The sequence below is a fragment of the Bordetella pertussis 18323 genome (assembly GCF_000306945.1).
Classification (GTDB): Bacteria; Pseudomonadota; Gammaproteobacteria; order Burkholderiales; family Burkholderiaceae_B; genus Bordetella; species Bordetella pertussis.
The window spans coordinates 1,737,643-1,762,232 of record NC_018518.1 but is presented as its reverse complement, the minus strand read 5'-3'; the positions used below and the strand labels follow the sequence as shown (position 1 = coordinate 1,762,232).

The following is a 24,590-nucleotide window of genomic DNA, read 5'->3' as shown; positions in this document are numbered from 1 at the left end:
CGTCAGCTCCTTGGGCGCGCGGCGCGCGCGGGGTTGAGAACCTCGGGCAGGCCATGCGCCGGCGCGGCGGCGCGGCGCGCCCGCCAATTGCCGCGCCATTGCCGTGACGCCATGCCCAGGCGGACCCGCCAGCCGGCCCGGGCCGGGGCGCGGCCATAGGCGTCGCGCAGCGCGGCTGCCGCCGCGCCTTGCGCCGCCTCGTCCAGCGTCGCCGTGGCGCCGCGCAGATCGGGCGCGCCGGCGGCCAGCGCCAGCCAGCGGTAGAACGCGCTCAGCGTGCCGCTGTCGCGCCGCGCCTCGCGGCGCCAGGCGCGCCAGTGCCAAGGCTCGCCGGCCCGCCGCCGCGCCCGCCGGCGCAGCGCCGCCGCGCGCAGCCGGCACAGGCCCTGGCGCCACCAGGGCCAGCCCAGCCAGAGCACCAGCAAGGCCAGCGCACCGCCGGCGGCCCAGGCCAGCCAGGCCGCCGGCAGCACCCAGCGCAAGCCGTGGCGCAGCCGGGCCAGATCGTCGGTCAGCGAGAACGGCGGCGCGACGGCCGGCGCGGCCGCCACCGCGAAGGTGCGGCCGGGCCGCGCCTGCTGGCGCGGCTGCCCGCCGGCGCCGTCGCGCCAGGCCAGCGTCACCGCTGGCAGGCTCAGCTCGCCGGCCTGCTCGGCCACGTAATCGGCGCGATCGATACGTTGCCCGCCCACGAAACCGCCACGGCCATCGGTCAGCGTGGTCACCTCCGGTTCGCGCGCATAGCGCTTGAAACCGGGCGCATCGGCCAACGGCGCCGGCGGCAGCAGCATGGCCTGCACCCCTTCGGCGCGCTGCGTAATGCTGCGCGTCACCCGGCCGCCGGCCACCAGCGGGTCCGGCGCCAGCGCGAAGTCCTGCGACACCGTCAGCGCGCCGTGCGGCGCCGGCTGCGCGCCCGCCGCGCCGCCGACGGTGAACGACAGCGGCGCGCTGCTGGCGCTGGCCGGCGTCTTGCCCGGCCCCACCTCGGCGCTGACCGCCAGCGCCGGCACCTGCACCTGGCCCGCGGCGGTGGGACTGAGCAGATAGGTGTAGCGCAGCCCGCTGTACGCCACGCCGTTGTGTTCGGCGCGCACCAGTTCGCCTTCGCCCGACGGCGGCGTCACCATCACGCCCGGCAGCGTCAGCGCGGGCAGCCGCGGCGGCTGTGTGAACCAGGTGGTGGTCATCACATCCAGCTCCAGACGCAGCGTGGCGCCAGCCTGCGCCTGCGCGCCTGCGGGCAGGCGCGCCGTCACGCGCAGCGGCGGCGCGTCCTGGGCGCGCGGCGCGCCGGCCAGCCCCAATGCCAGCAAGGCCGCGCAGGCGAGCGGCAGCCAGCGCCTCATGGCCGCGTTCCGGCCGCCGCGTCCTCGACGGCGAACTTGCTGCGCAGGAAACGCGCCGGCGACAGCGTCAGATTGCGCAGCCAGGCCTCTTCCGAGCCGGCCTGCGCCACCGGCGCCTGGCTCATCTTGCCCGCCTGCGCGCTCCGGTCGGCAATCGTCCGGTCCGGCGGCTCGGCCGGCTGGTCCTGCTGCGTCTGCGCCATGGCGGCCAGCAGGCGCGCGACGATGCCGCGGTTCACCACGGCCGGCTGCCAGCCCGGCCTGAGCGCCAGCGCCCTGTCGTAGGCCGCCAGCGCGGCGTCGTACCGATGCAGGCGCGTCTGGGTATTGCCGACATAGAAATAGCCCTCGGCGCTGGGCAGGGTCGAGAATGCCGCCAGCGCGGCCCTGTAATCGCCGGCCTGGTAGGCCGCCCGGCCTTTCCAGTTCGGATCATGGAAATGCCGCGCCGCTGCGTCGTAGCGTCCGTGCTCGAAGGCCCGGCGGCCCTGCTGATCGGCGGTCAGGAAGGCATCGGCCAGCGCATCGGCGCGCGCCGGCTGCGGCATGCCGGCCATGGCCACGACCAGCACGCCGGCGCTCCAGGCCACGCTCCAGCCGCGGCGCACCGCCAGCAGGGCCAGCAAGGCCAATGGCCAGCACAGCCAGTATCCCGCGTCCTTCCAATGCACCGGCCCGGACTGCGCATCCTGCACCGCCCGGAAATGCGCCTGCGCATGCAGCGCGATCCAGTCCTGGTCGTCCGGCCCGCCCGTCAGGCTGCCCAACGCCGCGCCGGCGGCGCGCGCCAGCTCCTGCAGGGCCTGCGTATCGATGCCGTTCACGCCCACCGCCATGACCAGCACCTGCATGTCGCGCGCGGCCTGGGCCTGCCGGCGCACGGCGTCCATGCGCGCGCGGTCGGCGCCGTCGGTCAGGATCAGCAAGGTGCCGCCGGCGCGCTCGGCCGCCAGGGCCTGTGCGGCCAGCGCAATCGCGCCGTCGGCGTCGCGGCCCGGGCGCTCGATCAGGCCGGTGGCCAGGGCCTGCGCAAACAGGTCCAGCAAGGCCGCGTCGTCGGTGGGCGGCAGCACCAGATGGCTGCTGCCCGCATAGGCGATCAACCCGGTGCGGGCGGCCGCGCGCCGCGCCGCCAGGTCGCGCAGCACGCGCCTGGCCGCTTCCAGCCGCGTGGGCGGCACGTCCGCGCCGTCCATGGAAGCGGACAGATCCAGCGCCACGATGAGCGGCGCCACGTTGTCCAGGTAGGCCGGCTCGTCGCGCTGCCAGGCGGGCCCCGCCGCGGCGACGCCGCCCAGCGCTAGGAACAGCGCCAGCGCATCGATGGGACGCGGCCCGCGGCTGCCCGGCGTGCGCAGCACCAGATACGGCAGCAGCGCCGGCGCGATGCGCAGGTCGCGCCCGGGCGCGCCGCGCTCGCCGCGCCGCGCCCACCACAGCAGCGCGGCCAGCGGCACGGCCAGCAGCCACCACGGGCGCAGGAAATGGAAGGCGCTCAGGTCTATGTCCATGCGTCCTCCCGGCGCGCCCGCCGGTCCGGGCGCGCCGAGCGCCAGGCGGCCAGGGCCGCCCCGCCATGCCACAGCGCCAGCAACGCCAGCGCCGCGCCCAGCGGCATCCAGAAATCCTCGCGCTTGGGCTGGTGGCGCAGCGTGCGCACTTCGTGCGGCGTGATGCGATCCAGCGTGGCGTACACCTCCTGCAGCGACGCCTGGTCGCGGGCGCGGAAGAAACGCCCGCCGGCGATGCGCGCGATGTCGCGCAAGGCGTCGAAATCCACCCGGTCCTCGCCGCTGGCGGCGGGGTCGCCGATACCGATGGTGTGCACCACGACCCGATGCTGCGCGGCCAGCTCGGCCGCGCGCGCCGGCGGCACGGCGCTGGCCGTGTCATTGCCGTCGGTCAGCAGGATCAGTATCTTGTCGCGCTCCCCGGCGTGGTCCAGCATGCGGATGCCCAGGCCGATGGCGTCGCCCAGCGCGGTGTTGGGTCCGGCCATGCCCACCGCCGTGCGCTGCAGCAGCAGGCGCAGCGCGGCGTGGTCGCGCGTCAGCGGCGCCTGCGGGTAGGCGCCGGCGCCGAACACGATCAGCCCCAGCCGGTCGTCCGGCCGCTTGTCGATGAAGTCGCCCACCACCGCCTGGACCGCCTGCCAGCGCGACGCCGGCCGGCCCTGCGCATCGCGGAAATCCTCGCTGTCCATGGACTGCGAGATATCCACGACCAGCAGGATGTCGCGCATGGGCTCCACGTGCGTGAGCGGCGGCTCGACCCATTGCGGACGCGCCAGCGCCAGCGCCAGCAGCAGCCACACGGCGACGTTCAGCCACAACTGGGCCCGGCCGCGCTGCACGCCCGGGCGCGTGGGCGACTTGCCGGTCAGCGTGGCCATGGCGTCGAAAAAAGGCAGGCGCAACGCCTGCCGGCCCTGCACGTAGGCCGGCAGCCAGCGATAGGCCGCCAGCGCCAGCGGCGCGGCGGCGAGCAGCCAGGGATACTCAAGCCGCCACATGATGGCTCTCCACCCAGCGGCGCTGGCCGCGAACAGGCGCGCCAGCGCCGGCGCGTCCAGTGCCCGCACGACGGCATCGGGCGCATAGGCCAGCAGCGCCAGCATGCGCGCGCTGTCGTCCGGGAACGCGGCGCCTGCGGCATCCTGCGCGAGGCGCGCCAGCCACGCCTGGCCGCCCAGCGGCGCCACGGCCGGCTGGCCGGCCGCCAGCGCGGTCCGCTTGAGCAGGCCCGGCAAGGCGCGCGCGGCCAGCGGATCGGCGGCCGCGGCGCGCGCCAGCCGCTGCAGCTCGGCCAGCGCCTGGCGCCGGTACCGGTTGCGCCGCCGGCGCCGCCAGCCCGCGTAGCCGGCCCATGCCGCGCCGGCCAGCACAAGCGCCGCCAGCACCGCCCAGCCCCAGGTCTGCGGCCAATACGGCACCGCCGCCGGCAGCGGCAGCTCCTGCAACTGGTCCAGGCCGGGCAGCGCGTCGCTCATCGCCGTGCTCCCGTCTGCAGGCGCCCCAGCGCGCGGCGCAGTTGCACCACTTCGTCCTCGGCCGTGTCGATCGACAGCAGCGGCACGCGGCTGCGCCGCAGCAGGTCGGCCACTTCGCGCAGGCGGCCGCTGAAGAAGTCGGCCAGCGGCTGGCGCTCGCGCTGCCGGCCCACGGCGATCTCCAGCTGCAATTCGCCCTGCGTCACCACCAGCCGGCCGCGGCGCGGCAGATCCTGCGCCATGGGATCGAACACCAGCATCGCCACCACGTCGTTATGCCGCGCCAGCAGGCGCAGGGTGCGCAAGGTCTCGGCGTCGGCGCCGGCGAAGTCGCTCACGATGCACACCAGGCAATCGTGCGGCGCATGCGCCAGCGCGCCGCGCAGCGCCGCGTTCAGTCCGGCGCCCGCCGGCCGCTCGGGCCGCCCCGCGGACAGCCCGGCGTTGGCGCGCGCCACTTCCGCCAGCAGCGCCTGCACCCGGTCGCGGCTGCGCAGCGGCTTAAACGCCCGCACGCCGTCGTCGTCGAACACCAGGCCGCCGACACGGTCGCCGCCGCGATAGGCGGTCCAGGCCGCCAGCGCCGCCAGACGGGCCGCCACCGCGCACTTGAAGGCGTGCACCGACCCGAAATACATGCTCATGCGCTGGTCCGCCACGATCATCGCGGGCCGGTCGCGCTCCTCGGTATAGGCGCGCACGTACGGCTTGCCGTAGCGCAGCGACGCGCGCGGGTCGAGCTGGCGCAAGTCGTCGCCCGGCACATAGCGCCGCAGTTCGGCGAAGTCCAGCCCGCGGCCGCGCAGCCGCGAGCCGTGCAGGCCCGCCAGCACGCTGCCCAGCGGCTGGCCGGCCACGAACGACAGGCCGCCCACGGCCTCTTCCAGCGCCATCAGTTCGGGCAACGGCGGGTGGACGGGATGGGCGGCGCGCGGCATCGGCGTTCCTAGGCGGGCACGGCCACGGTGTCCAGCAGCCGGTCGATGACCTGTTCGGCCGTGACGCCGTCGGCCACCGCGTCGTACGACAGGTGCAGGCGATGGCGCAGCACGGGATGCGCCACGGCGCGCACATCGTCGGGCGAACTGAAGTCGGCGCCGGCCAGCCAGCCATGCGCGCGCGCCGCGCGGTCCAGCGCGATGGCGCCGCGCGGGCTGGCGCCGATCTGTATCCAGCGGCCCAGCTCGGCGTCGTAGTCGGCCGGCCGCCGCGTCGCGTTGACCAGGTCCACGATGTAGCGGTCGACCGCCGGCGCCACATACAGGGCGGCCGCCGCGTCCCGGCAGGCGAACAATTCCTCCTGCGCGAGCCGCGTCGCGCCGGCCGCGCCGGGCTGGGGCGCGGCGCGCAGCAAGGCCAGCATCGCGATCTCGTCGTCGGCGGCCGGATAATCCAGCCGGATCTTCATCAGGAAACGGTCCATCTGCGCTTCCGGCAGCGGATACGTGCCCTCCTGCTCGATGGGGTTCTGGGTGGCCAGCACCATGAACAGCGGCGCCATCGGCCGCGTCACCCCGCCCACCGTGATCTGCCGCTCTTCCATCGCCTCCAGCAGGGCCGATTGCACCTTGGCCGGCGCGCGGTTGATCTCGTCGGCCAGCACCAGGTTGCCGAACAGCGGCCCCTGCTGGAATTCGATGCGCTGGCGGCCGTCGGCGTCCTGCTGCAGCACGTCGGCGCCGGTGATGTCCGAAGGCAGCAGATCGGGCGTGAACTGGATGCGCCGCATGGTCGCGTCCAGGTGCGCCGCCAGCGCCTTGACCGTGCGCGTCTTGGCCAGGCCCGGCAGGCTTTCGAGCAATACGTGGCCGTCGGCCAGCAGGGCGACCAGCACATGGCGGATCACCGCCGCCTGCCCCAGCACCGCCGCGGACACCGCCTGTTCCAACGCCACAATGCCATCACGATTGGCCATGCATGCTCCTGTGTGTATCCGAAACGGCCCGCGCCGGCGACCGGCGCGCGCCGGCTCAGCGGCTGGCGACGCGGCCTTGGCGGGCCTGGGCCAGCTTCCATTGCTCGGGCGTCATCACCGTTCGAAAGCCCAGGTGCGACATGGGATTGAGCGGATCGGTGCCCCGCCGCGCGCTGGCGCGGTAGCTGATGCAATAGGTGTCGCTGCACAGGAAGGAACCGCCGCGCGTCACGCGCTTGGGCGCGGCGGCCGGCACATTGCCGTCGTCCGGGTCGAAACTGTCGGCGGGGCCGGCCGGATCGAGCGGGGGTTCGCGGTACTGGGCCTGGATCCGGAACGCGTCGGCCCGGTACCAGTCGGCCGTCCATTGCCACACATTGCCGGCCATGTCGTAAAGGCCATAGCCATTGGGCGCGAAGCTGCCCACCGGCGTCGTGCCAACCTGCACTTTCTCGTCCTTGACGACCGGAAACGGCTGCTGCTGGCGGGTATCCCAGATGTTGGCCATGGCCTGGCCCTGCGGCAGCAGCTCGTCGCCCCAGGTGTAGGTGGCCTGCTCCAGCCCGCCGCGCGCGGCGAATTCCCATTCGGCCTCGGTGGGCGGCGCTTGCCGGCCCAGCGGGCATACGCTTGCGCGTCTCCGTACGACACTTGCACGACCGGGTGGTCGTCCTTGCCGTCGATGCCGCTGCCCGGCCCTTGCGGATGGCGCCAGCTGGCGCCCGGAACGAAGCGCCACCAGCGCGAATAGTCGCGCAGCGAGACCTCGCTCTGGGTGCCCACGAACACCATGGCGCCGGGCACCAGCTGGCTGTCGTCCGGACGCGGCGTGCCGGGTGGCAGCTGCGGCCGCAGGTCTTCCCAGCGCGGCTTGCGTTCGGCGGTCGTCAGGTAGCCGGTGGCTTGCACGAAGCGACGGAACTGCGCGTTGGTGACGTCGTGCACGTCCATCCAGAACCCGCTGACCCGCACCTGGTGCGCGGGCCGCTCATTGGGCTGCGACAGCTTGTGGTCATTGCCCATGAGGAACTGGTGGCCGGGAATCCAGGCCATGTCGGCCGGCCCCGCCTTGCCGTCGCCCAGCCTGACTGCGGGCGCCTGCGGCGCATCGGACGTGCTCGCCACATAGGCGCCCAGCGCGCCCGCGGCGCCCACGATGGCCGCCATGGCCAATGCGATCTTCAGCTGCTGCTTCACTGCCCTTCTCCGTCACGCGTCTGAGAACGGAGCGCCCCATAGAGGCGCCAGCGCCAACACGGTACCGCCAAGGCTTGCCAGATCCAGCTGAATGTCCCCCGATCCGCGCCCAGGGAGATATTCGACCCTGGCAGGATACCCAGTTTTGTTTTCGGTTGTCATCAACTTTGGGGCAATCGGTAACCTTGCGCGCTGGCTTGACGGCCCTGGGGAATCGGCAGAAACTCGGCGGGCAGGCAGCGAGCCAGCGCGCATCCACCGACCAGCCCCTCATGCTCCGGATGCCATCCGCCGCCTGGCTGCTCGTCCGTCCGGCTTCCTACGCAGCGATCGTGGAGACAATATGCGCAGCAGGTTTGCATGGCGCTTTTGCAACGCCGGTCTGGCCCTGGCGCTGGCCGCCCTGCCCGGCGCGGCACGCGCCACCGAGGGCGCGCTGGGCAGGCTGGTCACGGGCACGACGGTGCAGCCCAATGCCGGCGTGGTGTCGCCGCAACCCATTACGGTGCTGAGTCTGGGCCAGCTCTATCTCGACGGCAGGATAGGCGGCAGCCGCGAAGTGCCCGTGGCGGGCAAGACCTCGCTGGGCCTGGACGCCGAAATGGCCCTGACCCTGGCCACGCTCATGAAGACCTGGGACACCGGCCCCGGACGCTGGAACTTCGCCTCCAGCCTGACCGTCCCCTACCTGTGGCTCAAGACCACCGCCACGCTGGCCGGCGAGCGCGGGCGCGCGGCCCGCGAAAGCGACATCGCGTCCAATCTGTTCGACCTGAACTTCACGCCCCTGATCGCCGGCTACCACTTCTCCGAGACCCAGCACCTGGCCCTGAGCCTGAGCATCTGGGCGCCCACCGGCAAGTACGACGCCGACGCGCTGGCCAACCCCAGCCTGAACAACTGGACCTTCATTCCGCAGGTCGCCTATACCGGCATGTTCCCCGAACACGGCCTGCAGCTCGACGCCGTGGCCAACGTGCAGTTCTATACCCGCAATACGGCCACCGACTACCGCAACGCGCCGATCTTCGGCCTGGAGCTGATGGGTCGCAAGCTGTTCGGCAACGGCATGGGCGCCGGGCTCATCGTCGGCACCCAGCAGCAGCTGGGACCGGACAAGGGCCCGACGGCCGACCGCCTCAACGGCTTCGAGGGCCGCGACTGGGCGCTCGGCCCCATCCTCACCTATGACCGCAAGCTGGCGGACCAGCGCTCGCTGTCGTTCAGCCTGCGCTGGACCCCCACCGTCAGCAGCACGCGCCGGCTCGACAGCGACAGCACCGTGCTGGGCACCGTCGCGCTGATCTTCTGACAGGGCGGGATCTCGCGGACCTTCCAGGCCGCGCCGCGCGGCCGCGCGCATTCATAAAATATTCTGCTGAATCCATAAAAAGATTTGGTTTTGCCCGCCCGGGTCTGCCTTAATGTGCGCCTGGCGCGGGCGAGATCGTCGCCTGCCTTCAGTCACGACAACAAGATGGAGACTCGCATGCGATTGATTCGCCGATTTGCCCATGCCTTGGCCGTGGTGGGCTCGGCTGGATTCCTGGCCGCCCCGGCGGCCGCCAGTACCGGTACCTACCCCGACAAGCCGATTCACCTGCTGGTGGCGTTCTCCACCGGCGGCGTGCTGGACACGCTGGCGCGCACCATGGCCAGCGAACTGTCCACCCGCTACGGTCAGTCGATCGTGGTGGAAAACCGCACCGGCGCCAGCGGCAATATCGGCACCGACCTGCTGGCGCGCGCCAAGCCCGATGGCTACACCATCGGCATGGGCACCATCGCCACCCACGGCATCAACCCCGCGCTCTATGGCGAGCGCCTGCCCTACGATCCGATCAAGGTTTTCACCCCGCTGGCCCTGCTGGCCGAGCAGACCAATATCGTGCTGGTCAACAACGACCTGCCGGTAACCTCGATCCCGACATTGATCGAATACCTGCGCGCCAACCCCGGCAAGGTCGCCTATGGGTCTGCCGGCAACGGCAGCTCGCAGCACCTGTCGGGCCAGCTGTTCAAGCTGGCCGCCGGCGTCGAGCTGCTGCACGTGCCGTATCGCGGCAGCGTGCCGGCGCTGACCGACCTGGTGTCGGGCCAGGTGCAGCTGATGTTCGTCGACGTGCCCGCGGCGCTGCCCTTCATCAAGAGCGGCAAGGTGCGCCCGATCGCGGTCACCGCCGCGCATCGCTCGTCGGCCTTCCCCGATCTGCCCACGGTGGCCGAGCAAGGGCTGGAAGGCTTCAACGTGCGCGCCTGGTTCGGCGTGCTGGCTCCGGCGGGCACGCCCGCGCCGATCGCCGAGAAACTGTCGGCTGATATGATCGCCGCCGTGCAGCAGCCGGCCATCCGCGAGCGCCTGGAAGCGCTGGGCATGGACATCAAGACGCTCGATGGCCCGGCCTTCGGCCAGTTCATCCAGGACGAGATCGCCCGCTGGGACGAGATCGTCAAGCGCTCGGGCACCCGGCTCGAATGAACCATCGGGCCGGGCCGAAGCGGCCCGGCCCTCACCAGGACACACTATGGGACGACTTTCGGGGCGCAACGCCCTCATCACCGGCGCGGCCGTCGGTATCGGCGCGGCCATGGCGCGCCGCTTCTGCGCCGAGGGCGCGAGCGTGCTGCTGGGCGATATCGATGCCGAGCGCGGCCAGGCGCTGGCCGCGGAGCTGGCCGCAACCGGCGCGCGTGCGCGTTTCGCGCGCCTGGACGTGACCGACGAGGACAGCGTGCGGCAAGCGATGGAGCTGGCCGAGGCCGAGCATGGGCCGCTGCACATCCTGGTCAACAACGCCGGCGGCTCCAGCCTGAACGACCGCTCGGTGGTGGAATTCGCGCTGGAGGAATTCTGGCGCGCCATCAACATCGACCTGCTGGGCACCGTGCTGTGCTGCCGCCATGCCATCCCGCGCATCGCCGCGGCCGGCGGCGGCGCGGTCGTCAACATGGGGTCGATCGCGGCCCTGCGCGGCCTGAAAGGGCGCGACGCCTACACGGCCGCCAAGGGCGGCGTGCATGCGCTCACGCGCTCGATGGCGGTGGAGTTCGCCGAGCAACGCGTGCGCTGCAACGCCATCGCGCCCGGCGCCGTGCTGTCCGAGCGCATGGCGCGCTTCATCGATGAGGATCCGCGCGTGGCCGCGGCGGTGTCGCGCCACCTGCTGGGCCTGCCCGAACCAGACGAAATCGCCGCGATGGCGGTGTTCCTGGCCAGCGAGGAATCGCGCCACGTGACCGGCTCGATCTTCCAGATCGACGGCGGGCGCGCCGCGGCCGCGTAAGAACCGCGCAACGGCCGCGCCGCGACGACCGGCGCGCGCCGCGCCCCGGCCCAGTAACCCTGAGCGCGTCACCGGTACTGGCCGATCCGCCCGCCGCCCTGCCTAGAATCGGCAGGAGCGTGTCTTTCAAGGGAGCGGCCTGCGGGCCGCGTCGATGCGGCGCTCCATCGTCCTTTCGGCGGACTACTTATGGTCGAGGCCATCGAGACGTTCCATTGGGGCGCCATATTCCAGATCGTTCTGATCGACATCCTGCTCGGCGGCGATAACGCCGTCGTGATCGCGCTGGCCTGTCGCAACCTGCCGCACCGGCAACGCATCAAGGGCATCCTGTGGGGCACGGCCGGCGCGGTGCTGCTGCGCGTGCTGCTGATCGCCTTCGCGCTGGTCCTGCTCGACATTCCGTTTCTCAAGGCCCTGGGCTGCCTGCTGCTGGTCTGGATAGGCGTCAAGCTGCTGGCCCCGCATGAGGACGCGCACGGCAACATCACCGGCGGCACCTCGGTGCTGGCCGCGATCCGCACCATCATCCTGGCCGATTTCGCCATGAGCCTGGACAACGTCATCGCCATCGCCGGCGCGGCCCAGAACGCGCAGGCCGACCACCAGCTGTACTACGTGATCTTCGGGCTGTGCGTGAGCGTGCCCATCATCGTCTGGGGTAGCACGCTGGCGCTCAAGCTGATCGACCGCTTCCCGCTGGTCGTCACCCTGGGCGCCGGCCTGCTGGGCTGGATCGCCGGCGGCATGCTCATCACCGACATCTACGTGGTCGAGCGCTGGGGCGAGCCCGCGCCCATGCTGAAGCTGGCCGTGGAAGCCGCCGGGGCGCTGGTGGTGGTGGCGGCCGGCAAGTGGCTGGCGGCCCGCCGCCGCCATGCCCGGCCGACCCACGACGAATCGGCCTCCACCACGCCGGGCGGCTAGCTGTGAAGATTCAATAGGTTGTATGCATGGTTCATCCGAACCGGATTTGAGAAACTGGAAATCGCCGATCCCCCAGTTCACTCAAGGAGCCCGGCCGGATGAACACCCATAAGCATGCCCGATTGACCTTCCTACGTCGACTCGAAATGGTCCAGCAATTGATCGCCCATCAAGTTTGTGTGCCTGAAGCGGCCCGCGCCTATGGGGTCACCGCGCCGACTGTGCGCAAATGGCTGGGCCGCTTCCTGGCTCAGGGCCAGGCGGGCTTGGCCGATGCGTCCTCGCGCCCGACGGTCTCGCCCCGAGCGATTGCGCCGGCCAAGGCGCTGGCTATCGTGGAGCTGCGCCGCAAGCGGCTGACCCAAGCGCGCATCGCCCAGGCGCTGGGCGTGTCAGCCAGCACCGTCAGCCGCGTCCTGGCCCGCGCCGGTCTGTCGCACCTGGCCGACCTGGAGCCGGCCGAGCCGGTGGTGCGCTACGAGCATCAGGCCCCCGGCGATCTGCTGCACATCGACATCAAGAAGCTGGGACGTATCCAGCGCCCTGGCCACCGGGTCACGGGCAACCGACGCGATACCGTTGAGGGGGCCGGCTGGGACTTCGTCTTCGTGGCCATCGATGACCACGCCCGCGTGGCCTTCACCGACATCCACCCCGACGAGCGCTTCCCCAGCGCCGTCCAGTTCCTCAAGGACGCAGTGGCCTACTACCAGCGCCTGGGCGTGACCATCCAGCGCTTGCTCACCGACAATGGCTCGGCCTTTCGCAGCCGCGCCTTCGCCGCGCTGTGCCATGAGCTGGGCATCAAGCACCGCTTTACCCGACCTTACCGCCCACAGACCAATGGCAAGGCCGAACGCTTCATCCAGTCGGCCTTGCGTGAGTGGGCTTACGCTCACACCTACCAGAACTCCCAACACCGAGCCGATGCCATGAAATCCTGGCTACACCACTACAACTGGCATCGACCCCACCAAGGCATCGGGCGCGCTGTACCCATCTCCAGACTCAACCTGGACGAATACAACCTATTGACAGTTCACAACTAGGCGGCGTCGGCTCGGTCGCCGGCGCGATCTTCGGCGCGAGCCTGCTGACCCTGCTTCCGCAGGTGCTGACGGTGTTCGCCGACTACGAACCCCTCATCCTGGGCCTGACCATGATGCTGGTCATGATCTTCCTGCCCGAAGGCCTGGTTCCGTCCATCATGCGCACGATACGAGGAAGGAAAAAATGAGCCTGCTGGAAATCCACGGCCTGGGCATTACCTTTGGCGGCCTGCGCGCCGTGCACGACGTCGCCTTCAGCGTCGAGCCGGGCGAGATCGTGTCCGTCATCGGGCCCAACGGCGCGGGCAAGACCACCCTGTTCAACATGATCTCGGGCATCTACCGGCCCGGCGCCGGCCGCGTCGTGCTGGACCGCGACGACGTCACCGGCATGGCGCCGTTCCGCCTGGCGCGGCGCGGCATGTCGCGCACCTTCCAGAACCTGCAGATCTTCCAGAACATGACCGTGCTGGAGAACGCCATCGCGGGCTTTCACCTGCAGGAGCAAGGCGCGCTGCTGTCCGACCTCTTCAACCTGCGCGCCTCGCGGGCCCGCGCCCGGCGCGCCGAAGAAGGCGCCCGCGCGCTCCTGCAGCGCGTGGGCCTGGAACGCGCGGCCGAACGCGAGGCCGCCAGCCTCTCCTACGGCTCGCTCAAGCGGCTGGAGATCGCCCGCGCGCTGGCCCTGCAGCCCAAGGTGCTGCTGCTGGACGAACCGGCCGCCGGCTGCAATGCGGTCGAAACCGAGGAAATCGACCACCTGATCGCCGAGGTCGCCGCCACGGGCGTCGCCATCCTGCTGGTCGAACACGATATGAAAATGGTCATGCGCATTTCCAACCACATCGTCGTGCTCGATCACGGCGAGAAAATCGCCGAAGGCCCGCCGGACGCCATCAGCCGCGACCCGGCGGTCATCGCCGCCTACCTGGGCACCGACAGCCAGCCGGGAGACCGCCCATGCTGACCGTGCAAGGACTACGCTCGTGCTACGGGCGCATCGAAGTGCTGCACGGCATCGACCTGCAAGTCGACAGCGGCGAGATCGTCACCGTCGTCGGCGCCAATGGCGCGGGCAAGACCACCTTGCTGCGCTGCCTGTCCGGCGTGCAGCCCGTCTCGGCCGGCGCCATTACCTTCCGCGGCGAGGCCCTGGCCGCCGTGCCCGCCCATCGCCGCCTGGCGCGCGGGCTGGCGCACTCGCCCGAAGGCCGGCAGATCTTCACCAACCTCAGCGTCGAGGAAAACCTGCGGCTGGGCGCCTACCTGTACGCCGACGACCGGGTCGAACGCGACATGGACGACGCTTTCCAGATGTTCCCCATCCTGCGCGAAAAACGCCATCTGGCCGCAGGCGGCCTGTCGGGCGGGCAGCAGCAGATGCTGGCGATGGCGCGCGCCCTGATGGGCAGGCCGTCCTGCCTGCTGCTGGACGAGCCCTCGATGGGCCTGGCGCCGATCATCGTGCAGCAGATCTTCGACGTCATCCGCGGGCTGAAGGCGCTCGGCGTCACCGTGCTGCTGATCGAACAGAATGCCTACGGCGCGCTGCAGATCGCCGACCGCGGCTACGTCATGGAAACCGGCAACATCACCATGCAAGGCGCGGCCAGCGCCTTGATCGCCGACCCGCGCATACGCGCCGCCTACCTGGGGATATGAACCATGCGGTGAACCCTGCGGCGCGGGCCGGCCCGCGCATTGCCGCCGGGGCCATGTGGCCCTACAATTAGCGGTTGCCTCAGTCATGAGTTCACGCGCTGTCGTTGCTTGGCATCGGGCAGCGTCTTTAAGCGGGCGCGTCCTGCCTATGCCAGGCACCGCCCACTGCAGGCGGCGAGTGTACGACGAACAGCGGCACGACGAACAGCCATCGCGGCACTCGCGTCATCGGAGGTGTTTTGGCCCGTACGAGATCTGCGGATTACGAGAATATCCGCGACACCATCATCGAGCGCGCGGCGGCAATGTTTGCGCGCCAAGGCTACTCGGAAACATCCATTGGCGATATCGCCCGGGCCTGCGAGTGCTCGAAATCGCGCCTGTACCATTACTTCGACAGCAAGGAAGCGGTATTGCGCGACATGCTCACCACGCACGTCGACTCCCTGCTGGAACGCTGCCGCCAGGTCCTGTACGGCTCGAACGAACCGAAGACGCGCTTTCTCCAGATCGTAAAGCTGTTTCTCGAGATCTACGCCACGTCGCGCGACCGGCACGTCGTGATGCTGACCTGCCTGGACGCCCTGCCCGAAGACCAGCGCAAGGCGCTGATCGCCAAGCAGCGCGAACTGATCGCCTATGTGCGCGACGCGCTTCTGCAACTGCGCCCCGACATGGCCGCCAACCGCACCCTGGCCCACGTCGACACCATGCTGTTCTTCGGCATGATCAACTGGACCTACACCTGGTACAAGGCCGATGGCAGCGTCTCGCCCGATGCGCTCGCCGAGCGCACCGTGCAACTGTTCCTGGACGGCTACCTCAACCTGCCCTCGGCCTGATCGCGCAGCAACTGCATCGGCTCGAAGCCGGGCCGCTCGACCTCGCCACGGCCGACCGCGCGCCCGGCTTCCAGCAGCTTCTTGCCGACCATATACGCCCGCCCGTCATTGAGCGCATCGACCGAAATCAAGCGGTCGGCGCGGAAGTACCAATGCGACTCGCCCTTGGCCGACGCATGGCTGACCACCGCGTCGTAGCCGCGGTTCAGCCCGACGATCTGCAGCTTCATGTCGTATTGATCCGACCAGAACCACGGGACGGGCTGATACGGCCGCCCCTGCCCCAGCATATCGTCGGCCACCGCCTCGGCCTGGTCGATGGCGTTCTGCACGCTCTCGAGACGGGCCGGCTCGCCGCCCAGCACGAACCGCGCGCAATCCCCCGCCGCCCAGACATCCGGCGCCGACGTACGTCCGTACGCATCGACCAGGATCCCGTCGTCGCAATCGATCCCGGCCGCCTCGGCCAGCGCCGTTTGCGGCGCCACCCCCACCCCGGCCACCACCAGGTCGCAGGCAATGCGCAGCCCATTGTCCAGCTCCACACCGGTTAGGGCCTCGTCGCCTTCGGTACCCGCCACCGTGCGCCCCTCATGGATGAGCACCCCGTGGCGCTGGTGCAGGGCGCGGATGGCCGCGGCCGTGGCCGGGCACGCCACCCGCTCCAGGACCCGGGACGCGCGCTCCACCACCTGCACCGACAACCCCGCCTGCGCGGCGACCGCGGCCGTTTCCAGCCCGATATAGCCGCCCCCCAGCACCAGCAGCCTGCGCCCGGCCAGGAACGCCGGCTGCAAGCGCTGCACATCGGCCAGATTGCGCAGCTCGAACACATTGCTGCGGCCCGCGAACGCCGCCGGCAAAGGGCGCGGCGCGGCGCCCGTGGTCAACGCCAGCTTGCGCCAGCCATGGCGCTGGCCGCCGCAGCGCAGCGTGCGCGAGGCCAGGTCCAGCGCCTCGACCGTGCCGCCCAGGTGCAGCGCAATGCCCTGCTCGCGCCAGAACTGCGCCGGACGCAGCCACAAACGCTCCTGCTCCCAGTCGCCCGCCAGGTATTTCTTGGACAGGGGCGGCCGCTGGTAAGGCGGCGCGCTCTCGGCGCCAAAAACGTCGATGCCGCCCTGGAAACCGGCCTGGCGCAGGCGGGCCGCCAACGCCGCGCCCGCCTGTCCGGCGCCAATGATTGCGATACTGTCCGTGGCCATAGCGTTTCCCGTAATTAATTAATCGACCGATCTGATTATTATAAGAACGCCATGCCGGATTGCAATATCCGCGTTGCGTCGCCCGCACGGCCGCCACGCCGGGACGCAATAGAATGCCCTCACACCCCTAGGCACAGACAGGAGCCGGCATGTCCAGAACCGCCCTCAACCCCGACACCGTCTTCGACTCCCTGCAATACGGCTTCAGCCAGGGGCTGATCGTCACAGGGCAGCGCCGCATCATGCTGTCCGGCCAGGTCGGCGTCGACGCCCAGGAACGCACCGTGGGCCCCGGTCTGAACGAACAGACCGACGCCGCGCTGGACAACATCGAACGCGTGCTGGCGGCCGCCGGCGCCGCGATGCGGCACATCATCATGCTGCGCATCTACATCTGCGAAGACGCGCGCGGCGATCAGGAAGTCATCGCCGCCGCGCTGCGCCGCCGCTTTCCGGTCAACCCGCCGCCCTCCTCCTGGATCATCGTCAGCGGCCTGTCGCTACCCGAATGGCTGATCGAGATCGAGGCCGAAGCCATGCTGGACTGAGCTACTTCTTTGCATTCAACCTGTCCTGCTCGGCCTTGCGCTCGGCGCGCATCGCTGCGCGGTCAGCCAGCTTCACTGCTTTGCCCACGCAGGCCCGTCCGCCACGGCGCCGGCGCCGAGCAGGTACGGCGCGCGCCTCCCCTGAACGGGACGCTCACGCCTTCCCCCGCCAACCGCGCGGCAGCTGGAAATGCGGCCCGTCCTTGAGCGTCGTCCAGTCGCCGCCCCATTCCAGCGGTATCTCCAGCCTGGCCGCGCTCTCCTTCATCACCTCCGCCAACCGCTTGAACGACGCCCAGTCCTCCCAGGGAATAGTTCCCTCCACCAGCGGCGCCAGATCCACGGCATGGGCCCAACCGTCCGGCTGGGGTATGTGCAGACTGCGCAGCGTCTGGCTGACGCCTTGAGCGAGCAGCCTGGACTGGCGTTGCGCCGAGCGCGCGCCCTCCAGGACCGTGAACCGCCCGTTGTATGCACCGGCCGCCGCCTCCACCACGGCCGCCAGGTCCGGGGACACCCCGGCCAGGCGCTGGCGATCGCGCGCGGAAAGCTGAAACCCCATGCTCAACGCCCTGCTTGCGGCACGCCTGGGCCATGCCGTAGAGCACAGCCACGCAAAAGCATCAACGCTGACATCGATATGCCCTCGAACCGTTATGGATAGCGGCGGGATGCCGGGCTACCCGTACGGCGACGCGTGCCCGATGGCCCGTGCCGTCATCCGTGCCCGATTAGTGGAATAGGCAACGCTCGCGTTCCATGCGTCAGAACCGCGGGCGGCAATCAGAGAGAATCAAGACTCCCGGGCTGCGCAGGCGCCGGAAGAGAAAACAGCCGCCATTGCTGGCGGCTGCGGAAGGACTTGCACCTGCGGCAGAATCCAGGGCGCCACGCGAGCCTGACTAGGTGTGAAGATTCAATAGGTTGTATGCATGGTTCATCCGAACCGGATTTGAGAAACTGGAAATCGCCAACCCCCCAGTTCACTCAAGGAGCCCGGCCGGATGAACACCCATAAGCATGCCCGATTGACCTTCCTACGTCGACTCGAAATGGTCCAGCAATTGATCGCCCATCAAGTTTGTGTGCCTGAAGCGGCCCGCGCCTATGGGGTCACCGCGCCGACTGTGCGCAAATGGCTGGGCCGCTTCCTGGCTCAGGGCCAGGCGGGCTTGGCCGATGCGTCCTCGCGCCCGACGGTCTCGCCCCGAGCGATTGCGCCGGCCAAGGCGCTGGCTATCGTGGAGCTGCGCCGCAAGCGGCTGACCCAAGCGCGCATCGCCCAGGCGCTGGGCGTGTCAGCCAGCACCGTCAGCCGCGTCCTGGCCCGCGCCGGTCTGTCGCACCTGGCCGACCTGGAGCCGGCCGAGCCGGTGGTGCGCTACGAGCATCAGGCCCCCGGCGATCTGCTGCACATCGACATCAAGAAGCTGGGACGTATCCAGCGCCCTGGCCACCGGGTCACGGGCAACCGACGCGATACCGTTGAGGGGGCCGGCTGGGACTTCGTCTTCGTGGCCATCGATGACCACGCCCGCGTGGCCTTCACCGACATCCACCCCGACGAGCGCTTCCCCAGCGCCGTCCAGTTCCTCAAGGACGCAGTGGCCTACTACCAGCGCCTGGGCGTGACCATCCAGCGCTTGCTCACCGACAATGGCTCGGCCTTTCGCAGCCGCGCCTTCGCCGCGCTGTGCCATGAGCTGGGCATCAAGCACCGCTTTACCCGACCTTACCGCCCACAGACCAATGGCAAGGCCGAACGCTTCATCCAGTCGGCCTTGCGTGAGTGGGCTTACGCTCACACCTACCAGAACTCCCAACACCGAGCCGATGCCATGAAATCCTGGCTACACCACTACAACTGGCATCGACCCCACCAAGGCATCGGGCGCGCTGTACCCATCTCCAGACTCAACCTGGACGAATACAACCTATTGACAGTTCACACCTAGCTGTGATGTCTCAATAGGTTGTTCATCCAGGCCGGACCTGGGATGCTGTGGTTACCACGCCATCGCAACTCAGGGCAGGACACTGGATGAACAACCATAAGCATGCGCGATTGACCCGCCTAGGTCGAGCCCTTCTTGTTAACAGGGTGATGCAACAGAACTGGACGATGAGGCAGGCCAGCCAGGCGGCAGGGGTGAGCCTGCGCACCGGTTACAAGTGGCTTGCCCGCTTCCGAAGCGAAGGTCTGGACGGCCTGCTTGACCGCAGTTCTCGCCCGCACCGCAGCCCGAAGGCCTGTGCGCCCGAGCAGGTTGAGCACTTCGCCCAGCAGCGCCGCCAGCGTCTGCCGCTGTGGCGCATCGCGCGTGAAGCCGGCCGCAGCCTGGCCACCGTGGCGCGGTATATGGAACGCATCGGCCTGAGTCGACTCGCCTCGTTGGAGCCGCCGGCGCCGGTGCGCCGCTATGAACGCGCCAGCCCAGGCGAGCTGCTGCACATCGACACCAAGCGGCTGGGCCGCATCCGGGGCGTGGGCCATCGCATCACCGGCGATCGGGCCCAGAACCGCAACCGCGGCATTGGCTGGGACGCTGTGCACCTGGCCATCGATGACTTCTCGCGCGTGTCCTTTGCTCGCATCCTCGACGATGAAGGCGGCGATCAGTGCGCTGAGTTCCTGCGCCAAGCCACCGCCTACTACGCCAGTCTGGGCGTGCGCATCGACCGCGTGATGACCGACAACGGCAGCGGCTACGTCTCCAGGACCTTTCGGGCGGTGTGCGTGGAGCTGGGAATCCGTCACATCCGCACCCGCCCCTACACCCCCAAGACCAACGGCAAGGCCGAGCGCCTCGTGCAGACCTGCTTACGGGAGTGGGCATACGCCAGGCCCTACACGAGCTCAGCCGAACGACAGGCTGCCTTGCAGCCCTTCATTGACCGCTACAACTGGTATCGGCCACACTCCGCTCTCGGACATCAGCCACCCATCACGCGTATCCCAGATGTGAATAACCTATTGAGAATCGACAGCTAGATGTGAACTGTCAATAGGTTGTATTCGTCCAGGTTGAGTCTGGAGATGGGTACAGCGCGCCCGATGCCTTGGTGGGGTCGATGCCAGTTGTAGTGGTGTAGCCAGGATTTCATGGCATCGGCTCGGTGTTGGGAGTTCTGGTAGGTGTGAGCGTAAGCCCACTCACGCAAGGCCGACTGGATGAAGCGTTCGGCCTTGCCATTGGTCTGTGGGCGGTAAGGTCGGGTAAAGCGGTGCTTGATGCCCAGCTCATGGCACAGCGCGGCGAAGGCGCGGCTGCGAAAGGCCGAGCCATTGTCGGTGAGCAAGCGCTGGATGGTCACGCCCAGGCGCTGGTAGTAGGCCACTGCGTCCTTGAGGAACTGGACGGCGCTGGGGAAGCGCTCGTCGGGGTGGATGTCGGTGAAGGCCACGCGGGCGTGGTCATCGATGGCCACGAAGACGAAGTCCCAGCCGGCCCCCTCAACGGTATCGCGTCGGTTGCCCGTGACCCGGTGGCCAGGGCGCTGGATACGTCCCAGCTTCTTGATGTCGATGTGCAGCAGATCGCCGGGGGCCTGATGCTCGTAGCGCACCACCGGCTCGGCCGGCTCCAGGTCGGCCAGGTGCGACAGACCGGCGCGGGCCAGGACGCGGCTGACGGTGCTGGCTGACACGCCCAGCGCCTGGGCGATGCGCGCTTGGGTCAGCCGCTTGCGGCGCAGCTCCACGATAGCCAGCGCCTTGGCCGGCGCAATCGCTCGGGGCGAGACCGTCGGGCGCGAGGACGCATCGGCCAAGCCCGCCTGGCCCTGAGCCAGGAAGCGGCCCAGCCATTTGCGCACAGTCGGCGCGGTGACCCCATAGGCGCGGGCCGCTTCAGGCACACAAACTTGATGGGCGATCAATTGCTGGACCATTTCGAGTCGACGTAGGAAGGTCAATCGGGCATGCTTATGGGTGTTCATCCGGCCGGGCTCCTTGAGTGAACTGGGGGGGGTGGCGATTTCCAGTTTCTCAAATCCGGTTCGGATGAACCATGCATACAACCTATTGAATCTTCACAACTAGCGCGGCAGGCGGATCTCGCCGCGTCCGATCTCGATCACGCCGCCGCCCACCTGGATGGCGCCGGCATCATCCACGTCCAGCCGCAGCCGGCACGGCCGGCGCACCAGGTCTCCCTGTTCGACCAGGATATGGGCGGGCAAGGGCGCGCCGCGCGCCAGCAGCCAGCCGCCCAGGTTGGCGCATGCCGAGCCGGTGCCGGGGTCTTCGGCCACGCCGCCGCCTGCGCGCGCATGAAAGTAGCGGGACTGCACGATGCGCCGCGCGCCTGCGCCGGTCTGCGGCCCGAATGCAAAGACATAGGCGGTCTTGCGGCCCAGGCTGTTGGCGGGCCAGCGCGCGGGCCATGCGGCGTGCGGCGCGGCGCGCATCACCGCCTCCGGCGTCTTGAGCGGCACCAGCAGCTGGTCGGAACCGGTGTCCACCCATAGCGGCTCGTCATGCAGATCCGCAGGGTCCAGGCCCAGCAGGCCGGCGATCTCGCCCGCGGCCAAAGCCGCACGCGCCGTCCTGGGCATGCCGGACGACGGCGCCGTGAAAGTCCATGCGCCGTCGTGCTCGCGCACCGGCACGACGCCGGCCTTGAAACCCAGGCGCACCGACGCCCCCAGCCCCAGCAACTCGCTGACCACCCGCGCCGTCCCCAGGGCAGGATGGCCGGCAAAACGCATCTCGGCGTCGGGCGTGAAAACGCGCACCTGCGCATCGGCGCCTTCGCCGCCAGGCAGGATGAATGTGGTCTCGGACAGATTGAACTGCAGGGCCAGCGCCTGCATCTCCTCGTCCCGCAAACCGCGCGCGTCCTCGAACACGCACAGCGGGTTGCCGCCGAAACAGGATTCGGCGAACACATTGAGCAGGCGGAAAGCGTAGGACGTCATGGCGGGCGGAACCAGGCGCGGACAGCGCTCGGCAGAGGTGGCGGGACCGCCACCATACCGCGCCGCGCGTGGCCGCGCTACCAGATGGCGAAGAACAGCACCCACGAAAGGCAGAACGGCGCCAGCCCCGCCGCCGCCGCCAGCCAGGCCAGCCCGCGCCGCGCAAGACCGGCCGGACGACGCGCCAGCAGACGCCATACCAGGCGCAGCGACCACAGCACGGCGAGCGCCAACAAGGTAAAGCGCACCGGATTGGCCCAGCCCGTACCTACCCCTTCGTGCCGCAGCAGGGTCAGCGTGGTGGCGGACAGGCCGAGAAACACGCCGATCCCGGCACAGGGAATCAACCCCTGCGCCAGCTTGTGCACGCCTGCCAGCCGGCCCGCACGCGCAGCCAGCGGCGCAACGCGGTCGGCCAGCCACAATGCGGCGAATGCCGGCAAGCCCACGGCCAGGGTCGCCCCGGCCACGAACAGCAGGATGCCCGCGCCGTCCAGCCAGGAGAAACTGTCGTTGACGTCCGGGTAATGCGTCAGCACGAACCACGGCGCATTGTCCAGCAGCGGCCAGATGATGTCATGCTCGACCAGCCAGGCGGCCGCCCACTGCTTGATCGTCACGTACCAGGGGCTGGCGCTCCACAGGAAGGCCCCCACCGCCACGCCCATCAGCCCGAAACAGATCAGCGCGGTCTGCCAGCCGTCGCCGTCGGCGACCTCCACGATCTCGGTTTCGGGCGAGCGCGGCGCCAGGGCAATCGCCCCGCGATAGCCGCTACAGCGGCCACAGACATGGCAGTCGCCCGCGCCCTTCATGTGGCGCAGCGGCACCAGCGGCGCGCAATTGATCGCCTCGACGCGAATGACCGGATGGCGCCATTTTTCCTCGTCCACCTTGAAATGCCAGGGCGCCAGCTTGGCCAGCAAGTTGAACACGCCATTGACCGGACACAGGTACTTGCACCAGACGCGCTTGCTGCGGCCATAGCGCCAGCCGACGATCATCGCCGCCACGGTCGAGCCGCCCAGCACCGCCAGCGCCGCCAGCGGGTACTGATAGACACTGACCAGCTGGCCGTAGATCGTCGTCAGGGCAAAGGCCACGAACGGCCAGCCGCCCCAGCGCATCCAGCGCGGAATGGCGCGGCCCTGGCCGCGCTCGCTGGCCCACTCGGTGAGCATGCCCTCGGGACAGAACCAGCCGCACCAGGCGCGCCCCAACAGCGGCATGGAAACCAGGACGAACGGCCACCACACGCCCCAGAACGCGAATTGCGCCAGCACGGTCAGATTGTCGAAGACCGACGCGGCGTTGTCCGGCAAGGGCAGGAACACCGGCACGATCAACAGGAACGCATACGCAGCGACGATGCCCCATTGCAGCTTGCGCAGCAAAGGGGCATGGTCGCGAAGCACGTCGGCAAAGCGGGCGGTCGCCCGCCCGAGTACAGATGCCATGTCAAACCTTCATGTCGTGGCGCGGCGCCTGGGTATCCTCAGGCGGCCGAACGCGCCGAAACCGCCGCTGCGCCATCGGCGCGGCGCAGCAGCAGCCATACCACCAGCCAATAGGCCAGCCACAGCAATACCGAGATCAAGGCCGGATAGGCGCGATAGCCGGCGAAATCGGCCAGGACCTTGCCCATCCCGCTGCTGTCGTCGAGCAGCCATGAGCTGTCCCAGACCGGATCGATGAGCGTGGGCAGCACGTCCAGCGAGATCAGATGGTCCAGGCCGCCCACCAGCAAGGCGCCGGCCAGCAGGAGCAGCAGGATTTCGGTAACGCGGAAGAAGCGCCGCCAGGTGATCAGCTTGCCACCCAATTGCAGCAGCCAGAACGTCAGCAGTGCGATCAGGAAACCCGCCGCGCCGGCCAGGACCAGCAACGCCGCATCCCCGGCCTGCCCGGCCGCCGCGGCCACGGTGCCGTACAGGAACACCACCGTCTCGCTGCCTTCGCGCGCCACGGCGATCATGACCAGCACCAGCAGGCCCCACCAGTTGTCGCGTTCGATGGAGGCGCGCGCCCCGCCCTCGAGCTCGCGCTTGAGCGTGCGGCCATGGCGCTTCATCCAGATCACCATCTGGACCACCAGCGCGCAAGCCACCAGCGACATGCCGGCCTGGAACCACTCCTGGCCTTCGTCGCTCAGCCACGAGGAGACGCCCAGCAGCACCAGCGCCAGCAGGAGCGCCAACGCCAAGCCCGCCGCCACGCCGCCCCACAGGTAGGGCATGCCGCGCCGCCCGGCGGGCGTGGCCCGCAGCCAGGCATAGAGAATGCCCACCACCAGCAGGGCCTCGACGCTTTCGCGCCATACGATGAAAAGTACTTGTTCCATATCCGACCCGGTGGCTCAGTCCTTGGGCTTGACGACCAGCGTGCCCTTCACGTCCTGGTGGAAGTCGTCGAAAAAGGGATACTCGCCCGGGCGCGAGATGGTGATGACGACGAACGACTTCACGCCTGGGCCCAGCACCTTCTCCTTGCGCAGCGGGATGCTTTCGAATTCGACCGGTTCGTTGCTGGCGTTGATCAGTTCGATCTTGAAGCGCCCCGCCGGCACCTCGAGGCGGGCCGGCTCGAACGTGCCGTCGGGCTGGAACGTCAGGGTGAACGTAGGCAGGTCGGCGGCGCGCGCCGCCAGCGGCGCGCCCAGCCCCAATGCCATGGCCAGCAAGGCCGCCGCCGGAGCACGCACGA

23 protein-coding genes and 2 pseudogenes are annotated in these 24,590 nt (G+C 69.5%); 11 read left to right on the top strand and 14 right to left on the bottom strand.

All coding sequences use genetic code 11. The features are described 5' to 3' along the window. Positions 1-2: 2 nt before the first annotated feature. The 7 genes and pseudogenes from BN118_RS08290 to BN118_RS08265 all read right to left on the bottom strand — a co-directional run bounded on the left by BN118_RS08290 (position 3) and on the right by BN118_RS08265 (position 7,450). Complete coding sequence (locus BN118_RS08290) at positions 3-1,349, bottom strand: BatD family protein (protein WP_010930476.1); 1,347 nt, start codon at positions 1,347-1,349, stop codon at positions 3-5. Then, complete coding sequence (locus BN118_RS08285; RefSeq protein ID WP_010930477.1) at positions 1,346-2,860, bottom strand: VWA domain-containing protein; 1,515 nt, start codon at positions 2,858-2,860, stop codon at positions 1,346-1,348. The genes BN118_RS08290 and BN118_RS08285 overlap by 4 nt, the downstream gene beginning before the upstream one ends. Continuing rightward, complete coding sequence (locus BN118_RS08280) at positions 2,851-3,861, bottom strand: vWA domain-containing protein (protein ID WP_010930478.1); 1,011 nt, start codon at positions 3,859-3,861, stop codon at positions 2,851-2,853. Before BN118_RS08280 ends, BN118_RS08285 begins: the two co-directional genes overlap by 10 nt. Further along, positions 3,848-4,338, bottom strand: a pseudogene (locus tag BN118_RS19465) (DUF4381 domain-containing protein). Before BN118_RS19465 ends, BN118_RS08280 begins: the two are co-directional and overlap by 14 nt. Then, positions 4,335-5,276, bottom strand: a complete 942-nt coding sequence (locus BN118_RS08275; protein WP_010930479.1) for a DUF58 domain-containing protein — start codon at positions 5,274-5,276, stop codon at positions 4,335-4,337. Before BN118_RS08275 ends, BN118_RS19465 begins: the two are co-directional and overlap by 4 nt. A gap of 8 nt (positions 5,277-5,284) precedes the next feature. After that, complete coding sequence (locus BN118_RS08270; RefSeq protein ID WP_014905716.1) at positions 5,285-6,253, bottom strand: AAA family ATPase; 969 nt, start codon at positions 6,251-6,253, stop codon at positions 5,285-5,287. A gap of 55 nt (positions 6,254-6,308) precedes the next feature. Beyond that, a pseudogene (locus BN118_RS08265) lies at positions 6,309-7,450 on the bottom strand (formylglycine-generating enzyme family protein). Between the two features lie 343 nt (positions 7,451-7,793). Here BN118_RS08265 and BN118_RS08260 point away from each other — a divergent pair. The 8 genes from BN118_RS08260 to BN118_RS08220 all read left to right on the top strand — a co-directional run bounded on the left by BN118_RS08260 (position 7,794) and on the right by BN118_RS08220 (position 15,214). Then, a complete protein-coding gene (locus BN118_RS08260; protein ID WP_014905715.1) occupies positions 7,794-8,762 on the top strand; it encodes a SphA family protein in 969 nt (322 codons plus the stop codon). 177 nt (positions 8,763-8,939) lie between these two features. Further along, the gene (locus BN118_RS08255) at positions 8,940-9,929 is read left to right on the top strand and encodes a Bug family tripartite tricarboxylate transporter substrate binding protein (RefSeq protein WP_014905714.1); all 990 of its coding nucleotides are present in this window, start codon (positions 8,940-8,942) and stop codon (positions 9,927-9,929) included. Positions 9,930-9,975: 46 nt separating this feature from the next. Beyond that, positions 9,976-10,734, top strand: coding sequence for an SDR family NAD(P)-dependent oxidoreductase (locus BN118_RS08250; RefSeq protein WP_010926609.1), 759 nt, complete (start codon positions 9,976-9,978; stop codon positions 10,732-10,734). 189 nt (positions 10,735-10,923) lie between these two features. Further along, positions 10,924-11,661, top strand: coding sequence for a TerC family protein (locus BN118_RS08245; protein ID WP_014905713.1), 738 nt, complete (start codon positions 10,924-10,926; stop codon positions 11,659-11,661). 98 nt (positions 11,662-11,759) lie between these two features. Then, complete coding sequence (locus BN118_RS08240) at positions 11,760-12,710, top strand: IS481-like element IS481 family transposase (protein WP_005012808.1); 951 nt, start codon at positions 11,760-11,762, stop codon at positions 12,708-12,710. A 184-nt stretch (positions 12,711-12,894) separates the two neighbouring features. Then, positions 12,895-13,677, top strand: a complete 783-nt coding sequence (locus tag BN118_RS08230; protein WP_003816696.1) for an ABC transporter ATP-binding protein — start codon at positions 12,895-12,897, stop codon at positions 13,675-13,677. After that, positions 13,671-14,372 (top strand): ABC transporter ATP-binding protein, encoded by a 702-nt coding sequence (locus BN118_RS08225; protein ID WP_003810743.1) that lies wholly within the window; start codon positions 13,671-13,673, stop codon positions 14,370-14,372. Before BN118_RS08230 ends, BN118_RS08225 begins: the two co-directional genes overlap by 7 nt. A 239-nt stretch (positions 14,373-14,611) precedes the next feature. After that, positions 14,612-15,214 (top strand): TetR/AcrR family transcriptional regulator, encoded by a 603-nt coding sequence (locus tag BN118_RS08220; RefSeq protein ID WP_003810741.1) that lies wholly within the window; start codon positions 14,612-14,614, stop codon positions 15,212-15,214. Here BN118_RS08220 and BN118_RS08215 read toward each other — a convergent pair. Beyond that, on the bottom strand, positions 15,190-16,419 hold the full coding sequence (locus tag BN118_RS08215; protein ID WP_014905712.1) for an NAD(P)/FAD-dependent oxidoreductase: 1,230 nt from the start codon (positions 16,417-16,419) through the stop codon (positions 15,190-15,192). The two genes, BN118_RS08220 and BN118_RS08215, sit on opposite strands and share 25 nt — an antisense overlap. A gap of 149 nt (positions 16,420-16,568) precedes the next feature. On the opposite strand from BN118_RS08215, the gene BN118_RS08210 reads away from it, so the two are divergent. Continuing rightward, on the top strand, positions 16,569-16,967 hold the full coding sequence (locus tag BN118_RS08210) for a RidA family protein (protein WP_004568533.1): 399 nt from the start codon (positions 16,569-16,571) through the stop codon (positions 16,965-16,967). Between the two features lie 154 nt (positions 16,968-17,121). On the opposite strand, the gene BN118_RS08205 is transcribed toward BN118_RS08210, so the two are convergent. Then, positions 17,122-17,529 (bottom strand): M15 family metallopeptidase, encoded by a 408-nt coding sequence (locus tag BN118_RS08205; protein ID WP_004568536.1) that lies wholly within the window; start codon positions 17,527-17,529, stop codon positions 17,122-17,124. A 442-nt stretch (positions 17,530-17,971) separates the two neighbouring features. On the opposite strand from BN118_RS08205, the gene BN118_RS08200 reads away from it, so the two are divergent. Then, positions 17,972-18,922 (top strand): IS481-like element IS481 family transposase, encoded by a 951-nt coding sequence (locus BN118_RS08200; RefSeq protein WP_005013747.1) that lies wholly within the window; start codon positions 17,972-17,974, stop codon positions 18,920-18,922. Positions 18,923-19,008: 86 nt separating this feature from the next. Then, on the top strand, positions 19,009-19,959 hold the full coding sequence (locus BN118_RS08195; RefSeq protein WP_014486105.1) for an IS481 family transposase: 951 nt from the start codon (positions 19,009-19,011) through the stop codon (positions 19,957-19,959). Here BN118_RS08195 and BN118_RS08190 read toward each other — a convergent pair. The 5 genes from BN118_RS08190 to BN118_RS08170 all read right to left on the bottom strand — a co-directional run bounded on the left by BN118_RS08190 (position 19,956) and on the right by BN118_RS08170 (position 24,588). Beyond that, on the bottom strand, positions 19,956-20,906 hold the full coding sequence (locus BN118_RS08190) for an IS481-like element IS481 family transposase (RefSeq protein WP_005015810.1): 951 nt from the start codon (positions 20,904-20,906) through the stop codon (positions 19,956-19,958). The genes BN118_RS08195 and BN118_RS08190 overlap by 4 nt on opposite strands. Before the next feature lie 99 nt (positions 20,907-21,005). Continuing rightward, positions 21,006-21,887 carry a PhzF family phenazine biosynthesis protein gene (locus tag BN118_RS08185; protein ID WP_003813574.1) on the bottom strand — a complete coding sequence of 294 codons (882 nt, stop codon included), beginning with the start codon at positions 21,885-21,887 and terminating at the stop codon, positions 21,006-21,008. Between the two features lie 77 nt (positions 21,888-21,964). After that, the gene (locus tag BN118_RS08180) at positions 21,965-23,344 is read right to left on the bottom strand and encodes a 4Fe-4S binding protein (protein ID WP_003821443.1); all 1,380 of its coding nucleotides are present in this window, start codon (positions 23,342-23,344) and stop codon (positions 21,965-21,967) included. Between the two features lie 38 nt (positions 23,345-23,382). Further along, the gene (locus BN118_RS08175; RefSeq protein WP_014905711.1) at positions 23,383-24,228 is read right to left on the bottom strand and encodes an FTR1 family iron permease; all 846 of its coding nucleotides are present in this window, start codon (positions 24,226-24,228) and stop codon (positions 23,383-23,385) included. A gap of 15 nt (positions 24,229-24,243) precedes the next feature. After that, positions 24,244-24,588 carry a cupredoxin domain-containing protein gene (locus BN118_RS08170; RefSeq protein ID WP_003813580.1) on the bottom strand — a complete coding sequence of 115 codons (345 nt, stop codon included), beginning with the start codon at positions 24,586-24,588 and terminating at the stop codon, positions 24,244-24,246. Positions 24,589-24,590: the final 2 nt, after the last annotated feature.

What these genes read in the sequence shown, in the direction of transcription:
- BN118_RS08290 (WP_010930476.1), bottom strand. Translation starts at nt 1,349, where the DNA reads ATGAGGCGCTGGCTGCCGCTCGCCTGCGCGGCCTTGCTGGCATTGGGG.
- BN118_RS08285 (WP_010930477.1), bottom strand. Translation starts at nt 2,860, where the DNA reads ATGGACATAGACCTGAGCGCCTTCCATTTCCTGCGCCCGTGGTGGCTG.
- BN118_RS08280 (WP_010930478.1), bottom strand. Translation starts at nt 3,861, where the DNA reads ATGTGGCGGCTTGAGTATCCCTGGCTGCTCGCCGCCGCGCCGCTGGCG.
- BN118_RS08275 (WP_010930479.1), bottom strand. Translation starts at nt 5,276, where the DNA reads ATGCCGCGCGCCGCCCATCCCGTCCACCCGCCGTTGCCCGAACTGATG.
- BN118_RS08270 (WP_014905716.1), bottom strand. Translation starts at nt 6,253, where the DNA reads ATGGCCAATCGTGATGGCATTGTGGCGTTGGAACAGGCGGTGTCCGCG.
- BN118_RS08260 (WP_014905715.1), top strand. Translation starts at nt 7,794, where the DNA reads ATGCGCAGCAGGTTTGCATGGCGCTTTTGCAACGCCGGTCTGGCCCTG.
- BN118_RS08255 (WP_014905714.1), top strand. Translation starts at nt 8,940, where the DNA reads ATGCGATTGATTCGCCGATTTGCCCATGCCTTGGCCGTGGTGGGCTCG.
- BN118_RS08250 (WP_010926609.1), top strand. Translation starts at nt 9,976, where the DNA reads ATGGGACGACTTTCGGGGCGCAACGCCCTCATCACCGGCGCGGCCGTC.
- BN118_RS08245 (WP_014905713.1), top strand. Translation starts at nt 10,924, where the DNA reads ATGGTCGAGGCCATCGAGACGTTCCATTGGGGCGCCATATTCCAGATC.
- BN118_RS08240 (WP_005012808.1), top strand. Translation starts at nt 11,760, where the DNA reads ATGAACACCCATAAGCATGCCCGATTGACCTTCCTACGTCGACTCGAA.
- BN118_RS08230 (WP_003816696.1), top strand. Translation starts at nt 12,895, where the DNA reads ATGAGCCTGCTGGAAATCCACGGCCTGGGCATTACCTTTGGCGGCCTG.
- BN118_RS08225 (WP_003810743.1), top strand. Translation starts at nt 13,671, where the DNA reads ATGCTGACCGTGCAAGGACTACGCTCGTGCTACGGGCGCATCGAAGTG.
- BN118_RS08215 (WP_014905712.1), bottom strand. Translation starts at nt 16,419, where the DNA reads ATGGCCACGGACAGTATCGCAATCATTGGCGCCGGACAGGCGGGCGCG.
- BN118_RS08210 (WP_004568533.1), top strand. Translation starts at nt 16,569, where the DNA reads ATGTCCAGAACCGCCCTCAACCCCGACACCGTCTTCGACTCCCTGCAA.
- BN118_RS08205 (WP_004568536.1), bottom strand. Translation starts at nt 17,529, where the DNA reads ATGGGGTTTCAGCTTTCCGCGCGCGATCGCCAGCGCCTGGCCGGGGTG.
- BN118_RS08200 (WP_005013747.1), top strand. Translation starts at nt 17,972, where the DNA reads ATGAACACCCATAAGCATGCCCGATTGACCTTCCTACGTCGACTCGAA.
- BN118_RS08195 (WP_014486105.1), top strand. Translation starts at nt 19,009, where the DNA reads ATGAACAACCATAAGCATGCGCGATTGACCCGCCTAGGTCGAGCCCTT.
- BN118_RS08190 (WP_005015810.1), bottom strand. Translation starts at nt 20,906, where the DNA reads ATGAACACCCATAAGCATGCCCGATTGACCTTCCTACGTCGACTCGAA.
- BN118_RS08185 (WP_003813574.1), bottom strand. Translation starts at nt 21,887, where the DNA reads ATGACGTCCTACGCTTTCCGCCTGCTCAATGTGTTCGCCGAATCCTGT.
- BN118_RS08180 (WP_003821443.1), bottom strand. Translation starts at nt 23,344, where the DNA reads ATGGCATCTGTACTCGGGCGGGCGACCGCCCGCTTTGCCGACGTGCTT.
- BN118_RS08175 (WP_014905711.1), bottom strand. Translation starts at nt 24,228, where the DNA reads ATGGAACAAGTACTTTTCATCGTATGGCGCGAAAGCGTCGAGGCCCTG.